Origin of the sequence: Paraburkholderia sp. WS6, from assembly GCF_030464835.1 — a bacterium.
Classification (GTDB): domain Bacteria; phylum Pseudomonadota; class Gammaproteobacteria; order Burkholderiales; family Burkholderiaceae; genus Paraburkholderia; species Paraburkholderia madseniana.
On sequence record NZ_JALQCK010000005.1, the window covers coordinates 290,298 to 307,934 of the forward strand.

Annotated in this window: 13 protein-coding genes and 1 pseudogene; 11 read left to right on the forward strand and 3 right to left on the reverse strand. The window is 61.8% G+C overall.

The genetic code is table 11. The features are described from left to right. The first annotated feature begins 495 nt into the window (after positions 1 to 495). The 3 genes from ppsA to M0D64_RS09120 all read left to right on the forward strand — a co-directional run bounded on the left by ppsA (position 496) and on the right by M0D64_RS09120 (position 4,533). Positions 496 to 2,901, forward strand: a complete 2,406-nt coding sequence (gene ppsA, locus M0D64_RS09110) for a phosphoenolpyruvate synthase (protein WP_171926000.1) — start codon at positions 496 to 498, stop codon at positions 2,899 to 2,901. A gap of 180 nt (positions 2,902 to 3,081) precedes the next feature. Continuing rightward, positions 3,082 to 3,537, forward strand: a complete 456-nt coding sequence (locus tag M0D64_RS09115) for an NfeD family protein (protein WP_168435947.1) — start codon at positions 3,082 to 3,084, stop codon at positions 3,535 to 3,537. A 63-nt stretch (positions 3,538 to 3,600) separates the two neighbouring features. Continuing rightward, positions 3,601 to 4,533, forward strand: a complete 933-nt coding sequence (locus tag M0D64_RS09120; RefSeq protein ID WP_266257374.1) for an SPFH domain-containing protein — start codon at positions 3,601 to 3,603, stop codon at positions 4,531 to 4,533. Positions 4,534 to 4,602: 69 nt separating this feature from the next. On the opposite strand, the gene smpB is transcribed toward M0D64_RS09120, so the two are convergent. After that, the gene (gene smpB / locus M0D64_RS09125; RefSeq protein ID WP_054035193.1) at positions 4,603 to 5,049 is read right to left on the reverse strand and encodes an SsrA-binding protein SmpB; all 447 of its coding nucleotides are present in this window, start codon (positions 5,047 to 5,049) and stop codon (positions 4,603 to 4,605) included. Positions 5,050 to 5,149: 100 nt separating this feature from the next. On the opposite strand from smpB, the gene M0D64_RS09130 reads away from it, so the two are divergent. After that, positions 5,150 to 5,587 (forward strand): type II toxin-antitoxin system RatA family toxin, encoded by a 438-nt coding sequence (locus M0D64_RS09130; protein ID WP_063496516.1) that lies wholly within the window; start codon positions 5,150 to 5,152, stop codon positions 5,585 to 5,587. Continuing rightward, on the forward strand, positions 5,584 to 5,916 hold the full coding sequence (locus M0D64_RS09135; protein ID WP_200617969.1) for an RnfH family protein: 333 nt from the start codon (positions 5,584 to 5,586) through the stop codon (positions 5,914 to 5,916). Before M0D64_RS09130 ends, M0D64_RS09135 begins: the two co-directional genes overlap by 4 nt. Before the next feature lie 105 nt (positions 5,917 to 6,021). Here M0D64_RS09135 and M0D64_RS09140 read toward each other — a convergent pair whose 3' ends face one another. Further along, positions 6,022 to 6,999, reverse strand: coding sequence for a DMT family transporter (locus M0D64_RS09140; RefSeq protein WP_266257375.1), 978 nt, complete (start codon positions 6,997 to 6,999; stop codon positions 6,022 to 6,024). Positions 7,000 to 7,357: 358 nt separating this feature from the next. Between M0D64_RS09140 and guaB the strand changes: the two genes are divergently transcribed. The 4 genes and pseudogenes from guaB to M0D64_RS09160 all read left to right on the forward strand — a co-directional run. Beyond that, on the forward strand, positions 7,358 to 8,818 hold the full coding sequence (gene guaB, locus M0D64_RS09145; protein ID WP_054035195.1) for an IMP dehydrogenase: 1,461 nt from the start codon (positions 7,358 to 7,360) through the stop codon (positions 8,816 to 8,818). A gap of 6 nt (positions 8,819 to 8,824) precedes the next feature. Continuing rightward, positions 8,825 to 9,532: a hypothetical protein gene (locus M0D64_RS09150; RefSeq protein WP_154565992.1), complete on the forward strand. Its 708-nt coding sequence runs from the start codon at positions 8,825 to 8,827 to the stop codon at positions 9,530 to 9,532. Positions 9,533 to 9,746: 214 nt separating this feature from the next. After that, positions 9,747 to 11,330, forward strand: a complete 1,584-nt coding sequence (guaA, locus tag M0D64_RS09155; RefSeq protein ID WP_154565991.1) for a glutamine-hydrolyzing GMP synthase — start codon at positions 9,747 to 9,749, stop codon at positions 11,328 to 11,330. Between the two features lie 222 nt (positions 11,331 to 11,552). Further along, positions 11,553 to 12,282: pseudogene (locus M0D64_RS09160) on the forward strand (tyrosine-type recombinase/integrase); the annotation flags it as partial. 6 nt (positions 12,283 to 12,288) lie between these two features. Here M0D64_RS09160 and M0D64_RS09165 read toward each other — a convergent pair. After that, positions 12,289 to 13,059 (reverse strand): TetR/AcrR family transcriptional regulator, encoded by a 771-nt coding sequence (locus M0D64_RS09165; RefSeq protein ID WP_266257382.1) that lies wholly within the window; start codon positions 13,057 to 13,059, stop codon positions 12,289 to 12,291. A gap of 549 nt (positions 13,060 to 13,608) precedes the next feature. Between M0D64_RS09165 and M0D64_RS09170 the strand changes: the two genes are divergently transcribed. Beyond that, positions 13,609 to 14,673: an efflux RND transporter periplasmic adaptor subunit gene (locus M0D64_RS09170; protein WP_266257376.1), complete on the forward strand. Its 1,065-nt coding sequence runs from the start codon at positions 13,609 to 13,611 to the stop codon at positions 14,671 to 14,673. After that, on the forward strand, positions 14,670 to 17,637 hold a 2,968-nt coding region (locus M0D64_RS09175; RefSeq protein WP_266257377.1), incomplete at its 3' end, for an efflux RND transporter permease subunit. The genes M0D64_RS09170 and M0D64_RS09175, both read left to right, overlap by 4 nt.

Consider the following 17,637-nt stretch of genomic DNA (forward strand, 5'->3'; position numbering starts at 1 on the left):
GGATGTCGCTGCACGGTGGCTAACCGGAGATTGCAGCGGCGTCATGTCAGCGCGCCGTGGGCACCGCAATTGCGTCCGGATGGCGGTGGGGCTTTCGCGAGAGCCTCGCAAGAGCCCGTCAGCCGGTCCGGGGCGCGATTCGAGGCGCAATTCTCGTCCGACTGTCACATTTTGAGAGTCGGCACGGTAGAATAGCGGCAACCTGTTGGATAAGCAATTGCAGGCGATTGGCGGCTAACTTACCGCGAACGGTCGGTTAACGCCACGCTTTGCGCCGGTAACTTGCGGCAAATTGAGAGATCAGGGTGGATTGATCGGTAATTTCGTCCAACCGCTTTCTACGTCGTGTATCCGGCACTTTTTGGCCCGCGCGGCCATTTGCAGCGATTGCTTCTCCAACAGGTTGTGCAAGACGCGAGGTCACGCTTCCAATGGGCGTCTCGCGTTCAAGCCCACTTGCACAGCCGTGAATTTCTTTCACACTTAGGGGCTTGTATGACTAACGCAGTTACCGTCGCAAAGGAAGAGGCGTATGTAGTTCCGTTCGAGCAGTTGCGGATGACCGATGTGGAGATTGTCGGCGGCAAGAATGCGTCGCTTGGCGAGATGATCAGTCAGCTCGCCGAAGCAGGCGTGCGCGTGCCGACTGGCTTCGCCACTACGGCGCTGGCTTTCCGTGACTTCCTGCATCACAACAATCTGACCGAACGCATCGCCAAACGTCTCGAAACGCTCGACGTCGACGACGTGAAAGCGCTCGCCGAAGCGGGCAAGGAGATCCGTCAATGGATCGTCGACGCCCCGATGCAGCCGCGTCTCGAAGCGGATATCCGCGCAGGCTTCGACACCCTGCAAAACAGCTCGCCTGAAGAGTTGTCGTTTGCCGTGCGTTCGTCGGCAACGGCAGAAGACTTGCCGGACGCATCGTTCGCGGGTCAACAGGAAAGCTATCTCAACGTGGTCGGCATCGACGAGGTGCTCGATCGCATGAAGCACGTGTTCGCGTCGCTGTACAACGACCGTGCCATCTCCTATCGCGTCCACAAGGGCTTTACCCACGCTGAAGTCGCGTTGTCGGCTGGTGTGCAGCGCATGGTGCGTTCGGACGTCGGCGCGGCTGGCGTGATGTTCACGCTGGACACGGAATCGGGCTTCAAGGACGCCGTCTTCATCACGTCGAGCTACGGCCTGGGTGAAACGGTCGTGCAGGGCGCCGTGAATCCGGACGAGTTCTACGTCTTCAAGACCACGCTCGCGCAAGGCAAATACCCGATCATTCGCCGCTCGATCGGCTCGAAGCTGATCAAGATGGAATTCACCAAGGCGGGCGAAGAAGGCCGCGTGAAGACCGTCGACGTCGCGCACGAGCAGCGCAACCGTTTCTCGATCACCGACGAAGACGTGATCGAGCTCGCGAAATACGCCGTCATTATCGAAAAGCACTACGAGCGTCCGATGGACATCGAGTGGGGCAAGGACGGCCGCGACGGCAAGATCTTCATCCTGCAAGCGCGCCCGGAAACGGTGAAGAGCCAGGCGGCGGGCAAGGCCGAGCAACGCTTCAAGCTGAAGGGCCAATCGAACGTGCTGACTACCGGCCGCGCGATCGGCCAGAAGATCGGTGCGGGTCCGGTGCGCGTGATTCACGATCCGTCTGAAATGGACCGTGTGCAGCCGGGCGACGTGCTGGTGGCCGACATGACCGACCCGAACTGGGAACCGGTGATGAAGCGCGCATCCGCGATCGTCACGAACCGTGGCGGCCGTACCTGCCACGCGGCGATCATCGCGCGTGAGCTGGGTGTGCCGGCGGTGGTCGGCTGCGGCGACGCGACCGACCTGCTGAAGGACGGCGCGCTGGTGACCGTGTCCTGCGCGGAAGGCGATGAAGGCAAGATCTATGACGGTCTGCTCGAAACCGAAATCACCGAAGTGCAGCGCGGCGAACTGCCGCCGATTCCGGTGAAGATCATGATGAACGTCGGCAACCCGCAACTGGCTTTCGACTTCTCGCAACTGCCGAACGCAGGCGTGGGTCTGGCGCGGCTCGAGTTCATCATCAACAACAACATCGGCGTTCACCCGAAGGCGATTCTCGAGTACCCGAACATCGATCAGGACCTGAAGAAGGCCGTGGAAAGCGTGGCACGTGGCCATGCATCGCCGCGCGCGTTCTACGTCGACAAGCTGACCGAAGGCATCGCAACGATCGCAGCGGCGTTCTATCCGAAGCCCGTGATCGTGCGTCTGTCGGACTTCAAGTCGAACGAGTACAAGAAGCTGATCGGCGGTTCGCGTTACGAGCCGGACGAAGAAAACCCGATGCTGGGCTTCCGTGGCGCATCGCGCTACATCGCTGACGACTTCGCCGAAGCGTTCCAGATGGAATGCATCGCGCTGAAGAAGGTGCGTGAGGAGATGGGCCTCGACAACGTCGAGATCATGGTGCCGTTCGTGCGTACGCTGAAGCAGGCGGAACGCGTGGTCGGGCTGCTGGAGAAGTTCGGCCTGAAGCGCGGCGAGAAGGGCTTGCGCCTGATCATGATGTGCGAAGTGCCGTCGAACGCGATTCTCGCCGAAGAATTCCTGCAATTCTTCGACGGCTTCTCGATCGGTTCGAACGACCTGACGCAGCTCACGCTCGGCCTCGACCGCGACTCGGGCATGGAACTGCTGGCAGTCGATTTCGACGAACGCGATCCGGCCGTCAAGTTCCTGTTGAAGCGCGCGATCGATACGTGCCTGCGCCTGAACAAGTACGTCGGTATCTGCGGCCAGGGCCCTTCGGATCATCCGGACTTTGCGCAATGGCTGACCGATGAGGGCATCAAGTCGATCTCGCTGAACCCGGACTCGATCGTCGAGACGTGGCAGAAGTTGGCGAAGTCGTCGGCGAAGTAAGTGAAGTAAAAAAGCGAAATAAATAAGCGCGGGGCAGGTGCCCGATAAGCAGTTTGCATAAAGGGTGGTGCGCTACGTCAAAAGCACGTAAAAGCGTGCGGCACCGTCCGATAAAATGCACCCGCTTCGTGCTATAAACACCCCGGTAGATCCGGGGTGTTTTGCTTTGTGGAGGTCGACGTGGCGCCAGGTGGATTGTTCTGGTGGATCGGGGCGGGTGTGCTTGTCGCGCTGGAGTTGATCAGCGGCACTTTCTATTTGCTCATGATCGCGTTGGGTTGTGTAGCGGCAGCCATTGCCCGTATTGCGGGCGCCGCCGCCGACCTGCAGTTTGCGATTGCGGCCTTCGTAGCGCTGGCGGCAGTCCTGTTGCTGAGGCGCTCGCGCTTTGGCCGCAGAACGCGTAAGGAGGCGTCAAAAAACCCGGACGTCAATCTCGACATCGGCCAGACGTTGAATGTGCCGGCGTGGCACGAGCGCCGGGCGCGCGTCAATTACCGCGGGGCTGCATGGGACGTCGAACTGGCTGCTGGTGAACCCGAAGATGCGCAGCTCTATGAGATCGCCGAGATGCGTGGCAGTTGCCTCGTCGTCGTGGCGAGCCGGCCGGCGAAAACCAAGGCAACCGTGGCCTGAGCGCGCGCCAATGCACGCACAGCGCCATGCATAACTATTCGAACTACGGACCGGAGGTCAGTCATGGATTCAACCATTGTCGGGGCGGTGCTTCTGCTTATCGTGATCGTGCTGGCGGCGCAGACGCTCAAGATCGTGCCGCAGCAGCATGCGTGGGTGCTGGAGCGGCTCGGCCGCTATCACCGTACGCTGACGCCGGGCCTGAGCTTCGCGTTTCCGTTCGTCGACCGGATCGCGTACAAGCACATCCTCAAAGAGATCCCGCTCGAAGTGCCGAGCCAGGTGTGTATTACGCGCGACAACACGCAACTGCAGGTGGATGGCGTGCTGTATTTCCAGGTCACCGATCCCATGAAGGCGTCGTACGGGTCGAGCAACTTCGTGTTCGCGATTACGCAGTTGTCGCAAACCACGCTGCGTTCCGTGATCGGCAAACTCGAACTCGACAAGACGTTTGAAGAGCGCGACTTCATCAACCACAGCATCGTGTCGTCGCTCGATGAAGCGGCGTCGAACTGGGGCGTCAAGGTGCTGCGCTACGAGATCAAGGACCTGACGCCGCCCAAGGAAATTCTTCACGCCATGCAGGCGCAGATCACTGCTGAGCGCGAGAAGCGCGCGCTGATCGCGGCGTCCGAAGGGCGTAAGCAGGAACAGATCAATATCGCCTCGGGCGGGCGCGAGGCGTCGATCCAGAAGTCCGAAGGCGAGCGGCAGGCGGCGATCAATCAGGCGCAGGGTCAGGCCGCGGCGATTCTGGCGGTGGCTGAGGCTAACTCACAGGCGATTCAAAAGATCGCTGCGGCCATCCAGTCGAACGGCGGGATGGAAGCGGTGAACCTGAAAGTGGCCGAGCAGTATGTGAATGCATTCGGCAACCTGGCGAAGCAGGGCACCACGTTGATCGTGCCGGGTAACCTGGCGGATATGAGTTCGATGATCGCGTCGGCGCTGACCATTGTGAACAAGGGGAAGGGCGCGGCCGAGGCGCGCTGATTGACGTTCTTCCTTGCCGAATGAAAATGGCCCGCAAATTTGCGGGCCATTTTTCGTTGAATCGCAGTTTTACGACGGCGAGCGCATCAGGCGCGCCTTCTCGCGTTCCCAGTCGCGCTTCTTCTCGGTTTCGCGCTTGTCGTGTTGCTTCTTACCCTTGGCGAGGCCGATCTCGCATTTGACGCGACCGCCCTTGTAATGAAAGTTCAACGGCACGAGCGTATAACCACGCTGCTCGACCTTGCCGATCAGTTTGCTGATTTCTTCAGCGTGCAGCAGCAGTTTGCGCGTGCGCACCGGGTCCGGATTGATGTGGGTCGAGGCTTCGGGCAGCGGGCTGATGTGCGTGCCGATCAGGAACAGTTCGTTATTCTTGATGACCACGTAGCCTTCCTTGATCTGGCCACGGCCGGCGCGCAAGGCTTTGACCTCCCATCCTTCGAGCACGAGCCCCGCTTCGTAGCGTTCTTCGACCGAGTAGTCGTAGAAGGCTTTTCTGTTGTCAATGATGCTCATGAATGGAAAGTGCCCAACTCGTTTAAAATCACGATTTTAGCAAAGCGGGGCAAGGAAAGCCCGCGGCGCTTGTCCACCCTTGCCACGCGCTGTTCAATTTATGGCAGATGTCCAGAAAACCGTGTTGATCCGCCATTCGGCGGAACAGATGTTCGACCTCGTCACCGACGTCGCCGATTACCCCAACTTCCTGCCTTGGTGCGGGGGAGTCGAAATCCGCCGCCAGGACGAAACCGGCATGGAGGCGAAGATCGACATCAACTTCAAGGGCATCAAGCAGCATTTCGCCACGCACAACAGCATGGAGCGGCCCACGCGCATCGATATGGAGTTCGCGGACGGTCCGTTTCGCAAATTCACCGGCTTCTGGCGTTTCACGCCGCTGCGGGCCGACGCCTGCAAGATCGAATTCGCGTTGCACTACGAATTCACCAACATCATCCTCGAGAAGATCATTGGGCCGGTGTTCAGCCACATTGCCAACACCTTCGTCGAATCGTTCGTGAAGCGCGCCGATCAGCGCTACGGTAAGGCATGAGCGCGCGCTTGTCGATTGAAGTCTGCTACGCGCTTGCCAATGAGCAGGCGCTGATTGCCGTGGACTTGCCGGAAGGCGCCACGCTGCAGCAGGCGATAGACGCGAGCGGCATCTTACAGCGTTATCCGCAGATCGATCTGGGCACGCAGAAGGTCGGTGTGTTCGGCAAGCTCAAGCCATTGGATACGGTGCTTGCCGACCACGATCGTGTCGAGATTTACCGGCCGCTGCTGGTGGATCCGAAGCTGTCGCGCCAACGGCGCGTCGAGAAGACCCGTAAGGCGGGCTCGATCGAAGGGCGCCGCTGGCTGAACAAGGATTCGCGCTAGGCTCGCCTCGTAGCTGTAGCTGTAGCTGTAGCTGTAGCTGTAGCTGTAGCTGTAGCTGTAGCGGGGCAGCGCCGAGGGTGCTCCGTCTCAATCGTCTCAATCGTCTCAATGCACCGAAGGCTGCGCCTTCTCCTCAATCGACGCCGCCCCGGACGTATCGTCGTCCGCATGCTGGCGCACCGACCAGCACACCCCCGCCACCAGCAACAGGATCGCTGCCGTTTCCAGCGGGCGCGGCAGGCGCTGGTCGTAGATAAACGCGTAGAGCAGCGCGAAAAGTGTCTCGAACACGATCATCTGGCCGGACAGCGTGAGCGGCAGCCGTTTCGACGCGGCATTCCACAGCCCGTTGCCGAGCCACGACGCGCCGACGGCGAGGCCCAGATTCAGCATCCAGAAGGTGTGCCAGCGCTCGTCGCCGAGCGGCGCCTGCAGGCTGCCAGACGGCATGACGGCGACCACCAGCCACAATCCCGCGCCGAGCGCGCCGGTCACCACACCCCACAGCACCGACCACTCGTTGCCGCTGAAATGCGTCTGACGCTGCAGGTAGCGGGCGTTTTCGACCGCGAACCAGGTCCAGCAGGCGAGCGCGCCGACCGCGCAGCCGAGGCCGAGAAGCTTCGTCGCGATACTGACGGGCGTGCTGTCCGCTACCGTGAAGACGTCGATATTGATGCAGGCGATGCCGGCCACCACCAGTGAGAGCGGCCATACGAGGCGGGCGAGCGGCACGGCGCCATGATCGCGCCGGCCGAGCAGCGTCACCGTGACCGGCAGGACGCCGACGATGAGCGAAGCCGGCGCGATGCCGATCATATGAACGGCCGCGGTCAGCAGCAGGTAGTAGAGCAGGTTGCCGGCCAGCGCCAGTTTGACCAGCGCGCCGAGATCCTCGCGGGTCAGGCGTTTGACGAGCGAGCGCGCCATCGGCAGCGCGGCGGCCAGCGAGACGATGCCGTACATCGTGTAGCGTCCGGCGCTCAGCAACAGCGGCGAGAAATCGGGCAGCACGCGCGGCACCAGAAACACCATGCCCCATAAGGCCCCGGCCATTACTCCATATGCCACACCGCGCTGCATCGACTGCCCCTGCAAGAAAACTGGAATGGTCGGCAGAATAGCCGTTCGACGGGCAGGGCGTCTTGTTTGATTCTGCATTCCGCCAGTTTTATCCGGCGTGTTCAGGCGCCTTTTAACTTCCGAGCGCTGACCCGGCGGCGCGCAAGCGCCCCGAAATACCCATTCCCGAACCGGGTGCGGCGTCCATGCGCCCGAACGCGCAAACGAAACCGGATCGAACTCGAGGCGAACGTGGAAGCGAAATCGAAGGGTGCAAAGTCACGAGAAAAATCCCCTGAAATTCGCTAAGCTGCTGTTAGTGCAGTGAAAACCAGGGAGGTATCGCGTATAATTCGCTTTTGCGCCTATAGGATTTGCCATGCGTCTGATCCAAACAGCACTCACGTTCGATGACGTGCTCCTCGTCCCGGCTTTCTCCGATGTTCTGCCGCGCGACACCAGCCTCAAGACCCGGCTGACCCGCAACATCTCCCTGAATATGCCGCTCGTGTCCGCCGCCATGGACACCGTCACCGAAGCCCGTCTCGCGATCGCGATGGCGCAAATGGGTGGCGTGGGCATCATCCACAAGAATCTCACGCCGGCCGAACAGGCGCGTGAAGTTGCCAAGGTCAAGCGCTTCGAATCGGGCGTCGTGCGCGATCCGATTACGGTGCCGCCGCAAATGAAGGTGCGCGACGTCATTGCGCTGTCGCGCCAGCATGGCATTTCGGGCTTCCCGGTCGTCGAAGGTTCGCAATTGATCGGTATCGTCACGAACCGTGACTTGCGCTTCGAAGAGCGTCTGGACGAGCCGGTGCGCAACATCATGACGCCGCGCGAGCGCCTCGTCACCGTCAAGGAAGGCACGCCGCTCGCCGAAGCCAAGGCGCTGATGCACAGCCATCGCCTCGAACGCGTGCTGGTCATCAACGACGCATTCGAACTGCGCGGCCTGATGACGGTAAAAGACATCACCAAGCAAACCGAACACCCGGACGCGTGTAAAGACGAACACGGCAAGCTGCGCGCAGGCGCGGCGGTCGGCGTGGGCGAAGACAACGAAGAACGCGTCGAGCTGCTGGTGCAGGCGGGTGTGGACGTGATCGTCGTCGACACGGCGCACGGCCACAGCAAGGGCGTGCTCGAGCGCGTCAAGTGGGTCAAACAGAAGTTCCCGCATGTCGAAGTGATCGGTGGCAACATCGCTACTGCCGCGGCAGCCAAGGCGCTCGTCGAATACGGCGCAGACGGCGTGAAGGTCGGTATCGGCCCGGGCTCGATCTGCACGACGCGTATCGTCGCCGGCGTCGGCGTGCCGCAGGTCACCGCGATCTCGAACGTGTCGGAAGCGCTGAAAGGCACGGGCGTGCCGGTCATCGCCGACGGCGGTGTGCGTTTTTCGGGTGACGTCAGCAAGGCGCTGGCCGCCGGCGCGAATTCCGTGATGATGGGCAGCATGTTCGCCGGCACCGAAGAAGCGCCGGGCGACGTGTTCCTGTTCCAGGGCCGCCAGTACAAGTCATACCGTGGTATGGGTTCGGTCGGCGCGATGAAAGACGGCGCTGCAGACCGCTACTTCCAGGACAACTCCGCGAACATCGACAAGCTGGTGCCGGAAGGTATCGAAGGCCGCGTCGCCTACAAGGGCTCGGTCAACGCGATCCTGTTCCAGTTGATTGGCGGCGTGCGCGCCAGCATGGGCTACTGCGGTTGCCGCACGATCGCGGAGATGAACGATAAGGCCGAGTTCGTGCAGATCACGGGCGCGGGCTTGCGCGAGTCGCATGTGCATGACGTGCAGATCACCAAGGAAGCGCCCAACTACCACGTGGACTAAACGCCAATGAAGCCATTGCTGCGCGCTGTACTCATCCTCGATGCACTGTTGCTGCTTGCGTTCGGCCTGCTGTTTCTGCTGACGCCCTGGACTTCGTTGTACAACGCGCTGCTCTTGGTGCAAACCCAGCCGGCTCTGGTCGGCCAGGGGTTTGGCGTGGCGCTGATCGGGCTCGCGTGGCTTGCATTGCACGCGTCGATCGATGGTTCGCTCACGTCGACGGTCGCCAAGGTCGTTGGCCATGTGAACTGGTTGACCGGCGTGCTGATGCTGGTCTGGCTGCTCGGGCTGCATACGCCGGCGCTGACCGGCTTCGGGCAGATCATTGCGGTGCTGACCGGTGTGGTGCTGCTGGTGGTCGGCCTGGGCGGTGTGCGCCTGTCGGGCGCGGTGCGGCGGCGTGAAAAGGTGCGGCTGGTTGAAGCCGCAGCCGCTGAGCGCGCCGACAAGCAGGCCGCGAAAGATGCCGCCAAAGACGCTGCCAACAAACGCGACTCTGGTCGTGTGACGGCGGGCTTTCCGGCCTATCGCGCCGAACCGGTAGTCGAGCCCGTTATGCCGGTCACAGAGCCTGTGAGTCCTGTTTCGGCTGCGCCGCTCCATCCGGCGGTCGATGAACCGGCTCTGACGGCCTCTGAACGCGCCGCGCGCGACGATGCCCGTAACGCCGCTGCCGACGCACCTGGTGCGCCCCGGCCGCCGTTTCATGGCTGACTCATGACTGACGCCTCGAGCGCCAGAACGCCTGCCGAAGCTACCGGATTCCGTTCGCACGCGCCGCAGGCACGTGCCTGCGATGCTGAACGGTCTACCGCGCTTCATCGTCATGCTTCATGCTCGATTGTCCCCACGTGGACTGCTTTGAATTCAACGCCGCGCTTTAAGCGCGGTATCCCGTATCCGTTCACTTTTGACTCCGTCCGCTGCCATGCATGACAAGATCCTGATCCTCGACTTCGGTTCGCAAGTCACCCAACTGATTGCACGTCGCGTCCGCGAAGCCAACGTGTATTCGGAAATTCATCCGTACGACGTCGATGCGTCGTTCATTCGCGATTTCGCGCCGAAGGGCGTGATCCTCTCCGGCGGCCCGAGCTCGGTCACCGAAACGGATACCCCGCGCGTGCCGCAAGCGGTGTTCGAACTCGGCGTGCCCGTGCTGGGCATTTGCTACGGAATGCAGGCGATGGCCGAGCAGCTCGGCGGCAAGGTCGATATCGGTCACCTGCGTGAATTCGGTTACGCCGAAGTGCGCGCGCGCAACCATACGAGCCTGCTCGAAGGCATCAGCGACTTCACCACGCCGGAAGGTCACGGCATGCTGAAGGTGTGGATGAGCCACGGCGACAAGGTCCTCGAAATGCCGCCCGGCTTCCAGTTGATGGCCTCGACGGAATCGTGCCCGATCGCGGCAATGGCCGACGAAGCGCGCCATTTCTACGGCCTGCAATGGCACCCGGAAGTGACGCATACCGTGCAAGGCCGCGCGATGCTCGAACGTTTCGTGCTGCAGATTTGCGGTGCGAATCCCGACTGGGAAATGGGCCATTACATCGACGAAGCCGTCGCGAAGATTCGCGAGCAGGTCGGCAAAGAGCACGTGATTCTGGGTCTGTCGGGTGGTGTGGATTCGTCGGTGGCGGCGGCGCTGCTGCATCGCGCGATCGGCGATCAACTGACCTGCGTGTTCGTCGACCACGGCCTCCTGCGTTTGAACGAAGCCGAGCAGGTGATGGCAACGTTCGCTGAGAACCTCGGCGTCAAGGTGATCCACGTCGACGCGAGCGAAGTGTTCCTGTCGAAGCTGGCCGGCGTGACCGATCCGGAAGCGAAGCGCAAGATTATCGGCGCGGAATTCGTCGAAGTGTTCCAGACCGAAGCCAACAAGCTGACCGACGCAAAGTGGCTCGCGCAAGGCACGATCTATCCGGACGTAATCGAATCGGCCGGCAAGGGCAAGAAGGCGACGCAGACCATCAAGAGCCACCACAACGTGGGCGGCCTGCCCGAGACGCTGAATCTGAAGCTGCTCGAACCGCTGCGCGAACTGTTCAAGGACGAAGTGCGCGAACTCGGCGTGAAGCTCGGTTTGCCGCCGGCGATGGTGTATCGCCACCCGTTCCCGGGCCCGGGTCTGGGCGTGCGGATTCTCGGCGAAGTGCGCCGCGATTTCGCCGATCTGCTGCGTCGCGCGGACGCGATTTTCATCGAGACGCTGCGCACGTTTATCGACAAGGAAACCGGCAAGTCGTGGTACGACCTGACGAGCCAGGCGTTCGCGGTGTTCCTGCCGGTGAAGAGCGTGGGCGTGATGGGTGACGGGCGGACTTACGAGTATGTCGTTGCGCTACGCGCTGTGCAGACGCTGGACTTCATGACCGCGCATTGGGCGCATCTGCCGCACGAGTTGCTGGGGCATGTGTCGAACCGCATCATTAATGAAGTGCGTGGGATTAACCGGGTGGTTTATGACATCTCAGGGAAGCCGCCGGCTACGATTGAGTGGGAGTGATTCAAGGTGCTCCCGGGTCGTTCCGGGAGGACCGGTTTTTCCTGTTTCTCCTTTAAAAAAGATGAGGTTATTGTCCGGTGTGGTCTGCTGTGATCCGGACAATACCTGGTGGAAATGTCGGTATCGGTGACGGTACCGACATTTCTTCCTCGGACGGCCTTGTCCGATACCGTCAAATCAGTCTGACGGTATCGGTTGACGGTATACGTTCGAGGAGTCCCTATGCTCACAGACATGCAGTTGCGAGCGCTGAAGCTGGCCAAGAAGATCTACAAGGTTGCCGATCAGCGGGGGCAATATGCAGCAGTGATTCCTTCAGGCGCGGTGAGCTTCCGGTACGACTACCGGGTGAACGGTCGCCGGGAAACCCTGGTTATCGGCCGCTACGATCCATCACTTTAAGCACGGAAGCCACGCAAGCCAGACGAACTCGGATTCGGAGTGGCTATAGCCTCCCGGAAGCCCGGCTTCTACGCGACCAAGCCTACGGAGCAATCCAGCGCGGAGAGAGTCCTTCACGTGCGAAAGTCGAGACACGGGTTGAGGCGACCGAGGCGCTAACGTTTGGTAAGTGGGCAGAGAAATACTTTGTGGAGACTGCTCTTGCCGACTCCACACGAGCGATGCGCAAATTGGTATAAGAGCGGAATCTCACGTCGGAATTTGGCCGGCTGAAGTTGGAAGAGATCACGCCCGCACGATTGATGGCGCGCTGCGAGAAGATCAAGGGGAGGGGCGCCGCGGCCCCTGCTGTGCGGGCGCGCGACATCGTTCTGCAGGTCTACCGTTTCGTGCAGGCGCGGGGACTAAAGGTGGACAATTCCGAAGGAACGGATGAAGGCCGGTCGCCCCCACAGATGTCTATCCGAGTCAACAGGCTCTGGACATTCTGGTCGCATTCAAGACGTGCTTCGGAGCGAGTTCGTACGTGCATTCCGGCCGCTATGAGACGGCTCGATCAGCGAACCCGCGGTTTTGCTCGACAGACTTTGATTTCCGGGTAACCCGGTAACGGCAGCCGCGCAACTCTCTCCGCCTCGACGCGCTTGAGTCCGAGTGCCTGTAGCACGACCGCCGCAGCGCGCTCCGCGAAGTGCTGTCCTCCGAGTCCAGATGGCTTCTGCCCTTGGACGGCTGGTGTGACGGAGGCGGAAAAGTGCATTTCAGCGGCGATCGCCGCGAAGATGATGCCCGTAACGGAAATGAGACACAGAAAGTGGTCCGAGACGACAAAGCGTCTCGCGGAAATGCCACTTTGACTATCGCGCAGCAAACGCTGACCGAGACCCCAGTTCAGCGCATGCACCGAAAAACCCTCGCGGATCAGGAGCTGTCCCCACACCGGCTCGCGGCGGGCGCGCGCCAGCGTATGGCGGACACAGATAGCGACCACTTCGGCCGGGTCGGACAGTCCGCTGGCTAGGCGATCAAGCGTATCGGCGAACTCTTCGAACACCCACTCGACGAGCGCGGCGAAGATCCCTTCCTTCGACTCGAAGTGATTGTAGAAGGAGCCGAAACCGACGTCGGCGGCCTCGGTAATGTCGTTGATGGTCACTGAACCTATCCCTTTTTCGGCCATTAGCCTGAGCGCAGCGTCGAGCAGGCGGGTTCGAGTCTCCCGCTTGCGGCGGGTGCCGCGCGGCTGCCGCCCTTCGGTCGCCTCGGCCGGAGCTGGCAGCTTTTGTTTGCGCTGCCGGGTTGCACGGGAGTTCGGGGTATCAGGCATCTCGGTTCCAGATTTCTGTAGCGTCGCATTGTAGATTTTTACGTCATGATTGACAATATCATCAGTTATGGGATGTAATGTCACTGTCGCGAACGGATCAGCGACCGCATGGACAGACGAATTGAGTTGCGACGGTGCCTGGAACAGGGAGTTGCAGCGCTGAAGATGAGTCGTCCACTGCCATCCAGATCCACCGCGCCGGGCTGGGGGCGAGGACATGTTTTACGCTCGTTCTCTAGCTGTTTCGTGGGGAGTGGCCGCGTGCGATGACGAAGTACGAAGAGTTGCAAGCGGCTTGTATCAGACGAAGCGAGTAGGAATACTAAGTTGTAGGTATGCCGGATCTAGTGCTCGCGCACTTCGCAATGCATGCTGCTTGACACACCGTGTCTTCCAATGCCTCGCCCATTTTATTGCTGGACCATCACCTGCCTTGTGAACATCGTGAAACTTTCCGGTCTTAACGCGCAGACGCTTGCGCGTCCTTTCCTGCCGTCCGCCGTCCGACCATCCCTCCGGGGGCGTCTTCTGATTGCGGCTTGCGGCGCAATGCTGCTAGCGGCCTGCCACCAGCGCGAAACCGTCGCTCCCGAGCTCAAGCCCGTCGTTGCTGTCACGGTTCATCCCGACGGGCGCACGGCGAGCGCCTCATTGCCGGCTCAGATACAGGCGCGGTATTCGACGCCTCTTTCGTTCAGGATTGGAGGCAAGGTCACCGAACGGCGGGTGCGCATCGGCGATACCGTCAAGTCGGGACAGACCGTTGCGCTGCTCGATCCTACCGACCTGCGCAACAACCTGGCCAGCGCGCGAGCGCAGCTCGACGCCGCCGAACATCGTCTCGTGTACGCCAAACAGCAGCTCGATCGCGACCGCGTTCAGGCGCAGGCAAACCTGATCGCAACGGCGCAGATGGAGCAGACCCAGGACGCCTACGCTTCCGCCCTCGCGCAGCGCGATTCGGCGCTCGCCCAGATGGCGCTCGCCACGGATCACCTGCGCTACGCCACGCTCACGGCAGACCACGACGGCGTCATCACGTCGGAGGACACCGACACCGGCCAGAACATTCAGGCAGATCAAGCCGTCTATCACCTCGACTGGACGGGAGACGTGGATGTTGTCTGCGACGCGTCCGAGCGGACGATTGGCGCATTGACCGTCGGCAGCAATGCGCGCGTGAGCCTGTCTGCGCTGCCTGGTAAGACCTTCGAGGCGCGCGTGCGCGAGGTGTCGCCCGCTGCCGACCCGCAAAGCCGCACCTGGCGCGTGAAGCTCACGCTGGCCGCGCCGAGCCCCGAAGTTCGCCTCGGCATGACGGCGAATGTCGCGTTCGATGCCGCCAGCGACGCGGCAACGGCACGTCCGTTCGCGCTGCCTGTGACGGCGCTCTTTCACAAAGGCGACGACCCCGCTGTGTGGGTGGTGCGCGCGGGCAGCGACACTCTTGAGTTGCGCCCAGTCAGCATCGCGCGCTACGACGAACGCACGGTCTCTGTCACCGGCGGCCTGCACGACGGCGACCGCGTCGTGATGCAGGGCGTGCACGCAGTGAGCGCAGACCAACACGTGCAGGTGGTGGCCCCGTTGCATCCCGAGGATTTTTCGTCATGAACGCACGCGACCGTGAAACCGCGCATGAAAGCGCGACCGTCACCCCGTCCGACTCCGAGGCACATGGCGAAGGTGGCTTCAATCTCTCCGCGTGGGCGTTGCGCCATCAGCAGTTGGTGATCTTTCTGATCGGGCTTGCAACCCTGTTCGGCGTGATCGGTTATACGCAGCTTGCCCAGTCGGAAGACCCGCCGTTCACGTTCCGGACCATGGTGGTCAAAACTTACTGGCCGGGCGCGACTGCCCGCGAGGTGCAGGAACAGATCACGGACCGGATCGGCCGTCAGTTGCAGGCGGCACCGTATGTCGACAACATCAAGAGCTACTCACGGCCCGGCGAGTCGATGATCTTCTTCGCCATGAAGGATTCGGCCCCGGTCAAGGAGGTCCCCGAGACCTGGTACCAGGTGCGCAAGAAAGTGGGCGACATCTCGGCGACGCTGCCCAAGGGGACGGTTGGACCGTTTTTCAACGACGAGTTCGGTGACGTCTACACAAACATCTACGCGCTTGAAGGCGACGGCTTTACGCCTGCGCAACTGCACGACTACGCAGACCAGTTGCGCACGGTCCTGCTGCGCGTGCCCGGCGTCGCCAAGGTCGACTACTTTGGCGACCCGGACCAGCACATCTTCGTCGAGATATCGAATGCAGAGCTGACGGGGCTCTCTATCACGCCGCAGCAGCTCGCCCAGGCAATCGACGCACAAAATACCGTTACGCCCGTTGGCACCATTACGACGGCGGACGACCGGGTGTTCGTGCGACCGAGCGGCGCGTTCAAGGACGTGCAGGCGCTCGCCGACACGCTCATCACCGTGAACAAACGCACGTTCCGGGTCGGTGACATCGCGAAGATCACGCGCGGCTATGACGATCCGCCCGTCACCCAGATGCGCGTCGGGGGGCAGGCGGCGCTCGGCATCGGCGTGACGATGCAAAAAGGCGGCGACGTGATCAGCCTCGGCAAGGCGCTCGACGCGAAAACCGCCGAACTGCAGGCGGCCATGCCGGCGGGACTCAAGCTGGCTCCCGTCTCGAGCATGCCTCACGCGGTCAAGCATTCAGTGGACGAGTTCGTAAGGTCGGTCGGCGAAGCGGTAGCAATCGTGCTGGTCGTGAGCCTCGTTTCGCTCGGCCTGCGCACCGGCATGGTCGTCGTGATCTCGATTCCGATCGTGCTCGCCGTGACGGCGCTTTGCATGCATGTGTTCAATATCGGGCTGGACCAGGTCTCCCTTGGCACGCTCGTGCTCGCGCTGGGGCTGCTCGTCGACGACGCGATCATCGCCGTCGAAACGATGGCCGTGAAGCTCGAGCAGGGGTGGAGTCGCAAGCGCGCGGCGGCCTTTGCCTACACGAGCGCGGCATTCCCGATGCTGACTGGCACGCTCGTGACGGTATCGGGCTTCCTGCCAATCGCACTCGCGAAATCGAGTACGGGCGAATACACACGTTCGATCTTCGAAGTGTCGGCCATTGCGCTGATCGTATCGTGGTTCGCTGCCGTCGTGCTGGTCCCCTTGCTGGGCTTCCACATGCTGCCCGAGCGCAAGAGCCACGAGAGTGGCGGGCACCATCACGAGCACGATGTTTACAGCACCGGCTTCTACCGGCGCCTGTCGGGGTGGGTCTCGTGGTGTATCGAGCGTCGCTGGGCCGTGCTCGGCGTCACTGCCGTGCTCTTTGCGATCGCGATGGCGGCCTTCACGCGCGTGCCGCAACAGTTCTTCCCCAACTCTGAACGGCCAGAGCTGCTTGTGGACCTGCGGCTGCCGGAAGGTGCTTCGTTCGAGGCGACCCTGCGCGAAGCGAAGCGCCTGGAAAAGGCGCTCGACGGCCAGCCTGCAATCGAGCATTTCGTAGACTTTGTGGGCACCGGCGCACCGCGCTTTTACCTGCCGCTCGACCAGCAGCTTCAGCAGCCAAACTTCGCGCAGTTCGTGATCACGGCCAAAAGCGTTGAAAACCGCGACGAGTTGATGCACTGGCTCGATGCCAAACTCGGGAGAGAGTTCTCCGGCGTGCGCACGCGTGTGGCGCGACTCGAGAACGGTCCGCCCGTGGGCTTCCCGATCAAGTTCCGGGTGAGCGGCAACGACATTGCGACCGTGCGCTCAATTGCTGAAGAGGTCGCCGAGAAGGTCCGCGCCGATTCCCGCACGCGCGATGTCCAGTTCGACTGGGACGAGCCGGCGGAACGGTCGATCTCGTTCGAGATCGATCAGAACAGGGCGCGCCAGCTTGGCGTGTCGTCGGAGGACGTATCGAACTTCCTGGCCATGACGCTTTCTGGCTACACGGTCACGCAGTTCCGTGAGCAGGACAAGCTGATCAACGTCGATCTGCGCGCGCCAAAGAGCGAGCGTGTCAATCCTGCGCAGCTCATGAGCCTGGCGATCCCGACGCCGAATGGCCCGGTTCCTCTCGGTTCCCTCGGACACGTTCGGAACACGCTCGAGTATGGGGTGATCTGGCAGCGCGACCGGCAACCGACGATCACCGTGCAGGCCGACATTCGGGGCAACGCGCAGGGCATCGACGTGACCCGCGATATCGAGCACGCGCTCGCGGAGCAAAAAGCCACGCTGCCGGTCGGCTATCGCATCGAGGTGGGCGGCTCCGTCGAAGAAAGCGTGAAAGGCCAGACCTCGATCAACGCCGAGATGCCGCTCATGATCATCGCCGTGCTGACGCTGCTCATGATCCAGCTGAAGAGCTTCTTGCGGACGTTTATCGTCGTGCTGACAGCACCGCTCGGGCTGATCGGCGTCGTGGCCGCGCTGCTCCTGTTCGGCAAGCCCTTTGGTTTCGTCGCGTTGCTCGGCGTGATTGCCATGTTCGGCATCATCATGCGCAACTCCGTGATTCTGGTCGACCAGATCGACCAGGACATCGCGGCGGGATACGGGCGCTTCGACGCGATTATCGGTGCAACCGTGAGGCGCTTCAGGCCGATCATGC

Excerpts from the sequence above, each read along its gene's own strand:
- M0D64_RS09135 (WP_200617969.1), top strand. The coding sequence starts at position 5,584 with ATGAGCGCGCGCTTGTCGATTGAAGTCTGCTACGCGCTTGCCAATGAG.
- M0D64_RS09170 (WP_266257376.1), top strand. The coding sequence starts at position 13,609 with ATGCTGCTAGCGGCCTGCCACCAGCGCGAAACCGTCGCTCCCGAGCTC.
- guaA (WP_154565991.1), top strand. The coding sequence starts at position 9,747 with ATGCATGACAAGATCCTGATCCTCGACTTCGGTTCGCAAGTCACCCAA.
- M0D64_RS09140 (WP_266257375.1), bottom strand. The coding sequence starts at position 6,999 with ATGCAGCGCGGTGTGGCATATGGAGTAATGGCCGGGGCCTTATGGGGC.
- smpB (WP_054035193.1), bottom strand. The coding sequence starts at position 5,049 with ATGAGCATCATTGACAACAGAAAAGCCTTCTACGACTACTCGGTCGAA.
- M0D64_RS09150 (WP_154565992.1), top strand. The coding sequence starts at position 8,825 with ATGAAGCCATTGCTGCGCGCTGTACTCATCCTCGATGCACTGTTGCTG.
- M0D64_RS09120 (WP_266257374.1), top strand. The coding sequence starts at position 3,601 with ATGGATTCAACCATTGTCGGGGCGGTGCTTCTGCTTATCGTGATCGTG.
- ppsA (WP_171926000.1), top strand. The coding sequence starts at position 496 with ATGACTAACGCAGTTACCGTCGCAAAGGAAGAGGCGTATGTAGTTCCG.
- M0D64_RS09130 (WP_063496516.1), top strand. The coding sequence starts at position 5,150 with ATGGCAGATGTCCAGAAAACCGTGTTGATCCGCCATTCGGCGGAACAG.
- guaB (WP_054035195.1), top strand. The coding sequence starts at position 7,358 with ATGCGTCTGATCCAAACAGCACTCACGTTCGATGACGTGCTCCTCGTC.
- M0D64_RS09165 (WP_266257382.1), bottom strand. The coding sequence starts at position 13,059 with ATGCCTGATACCCCGAACTCCCGTGCAACCCGGCAGCGCAAACAAAAG.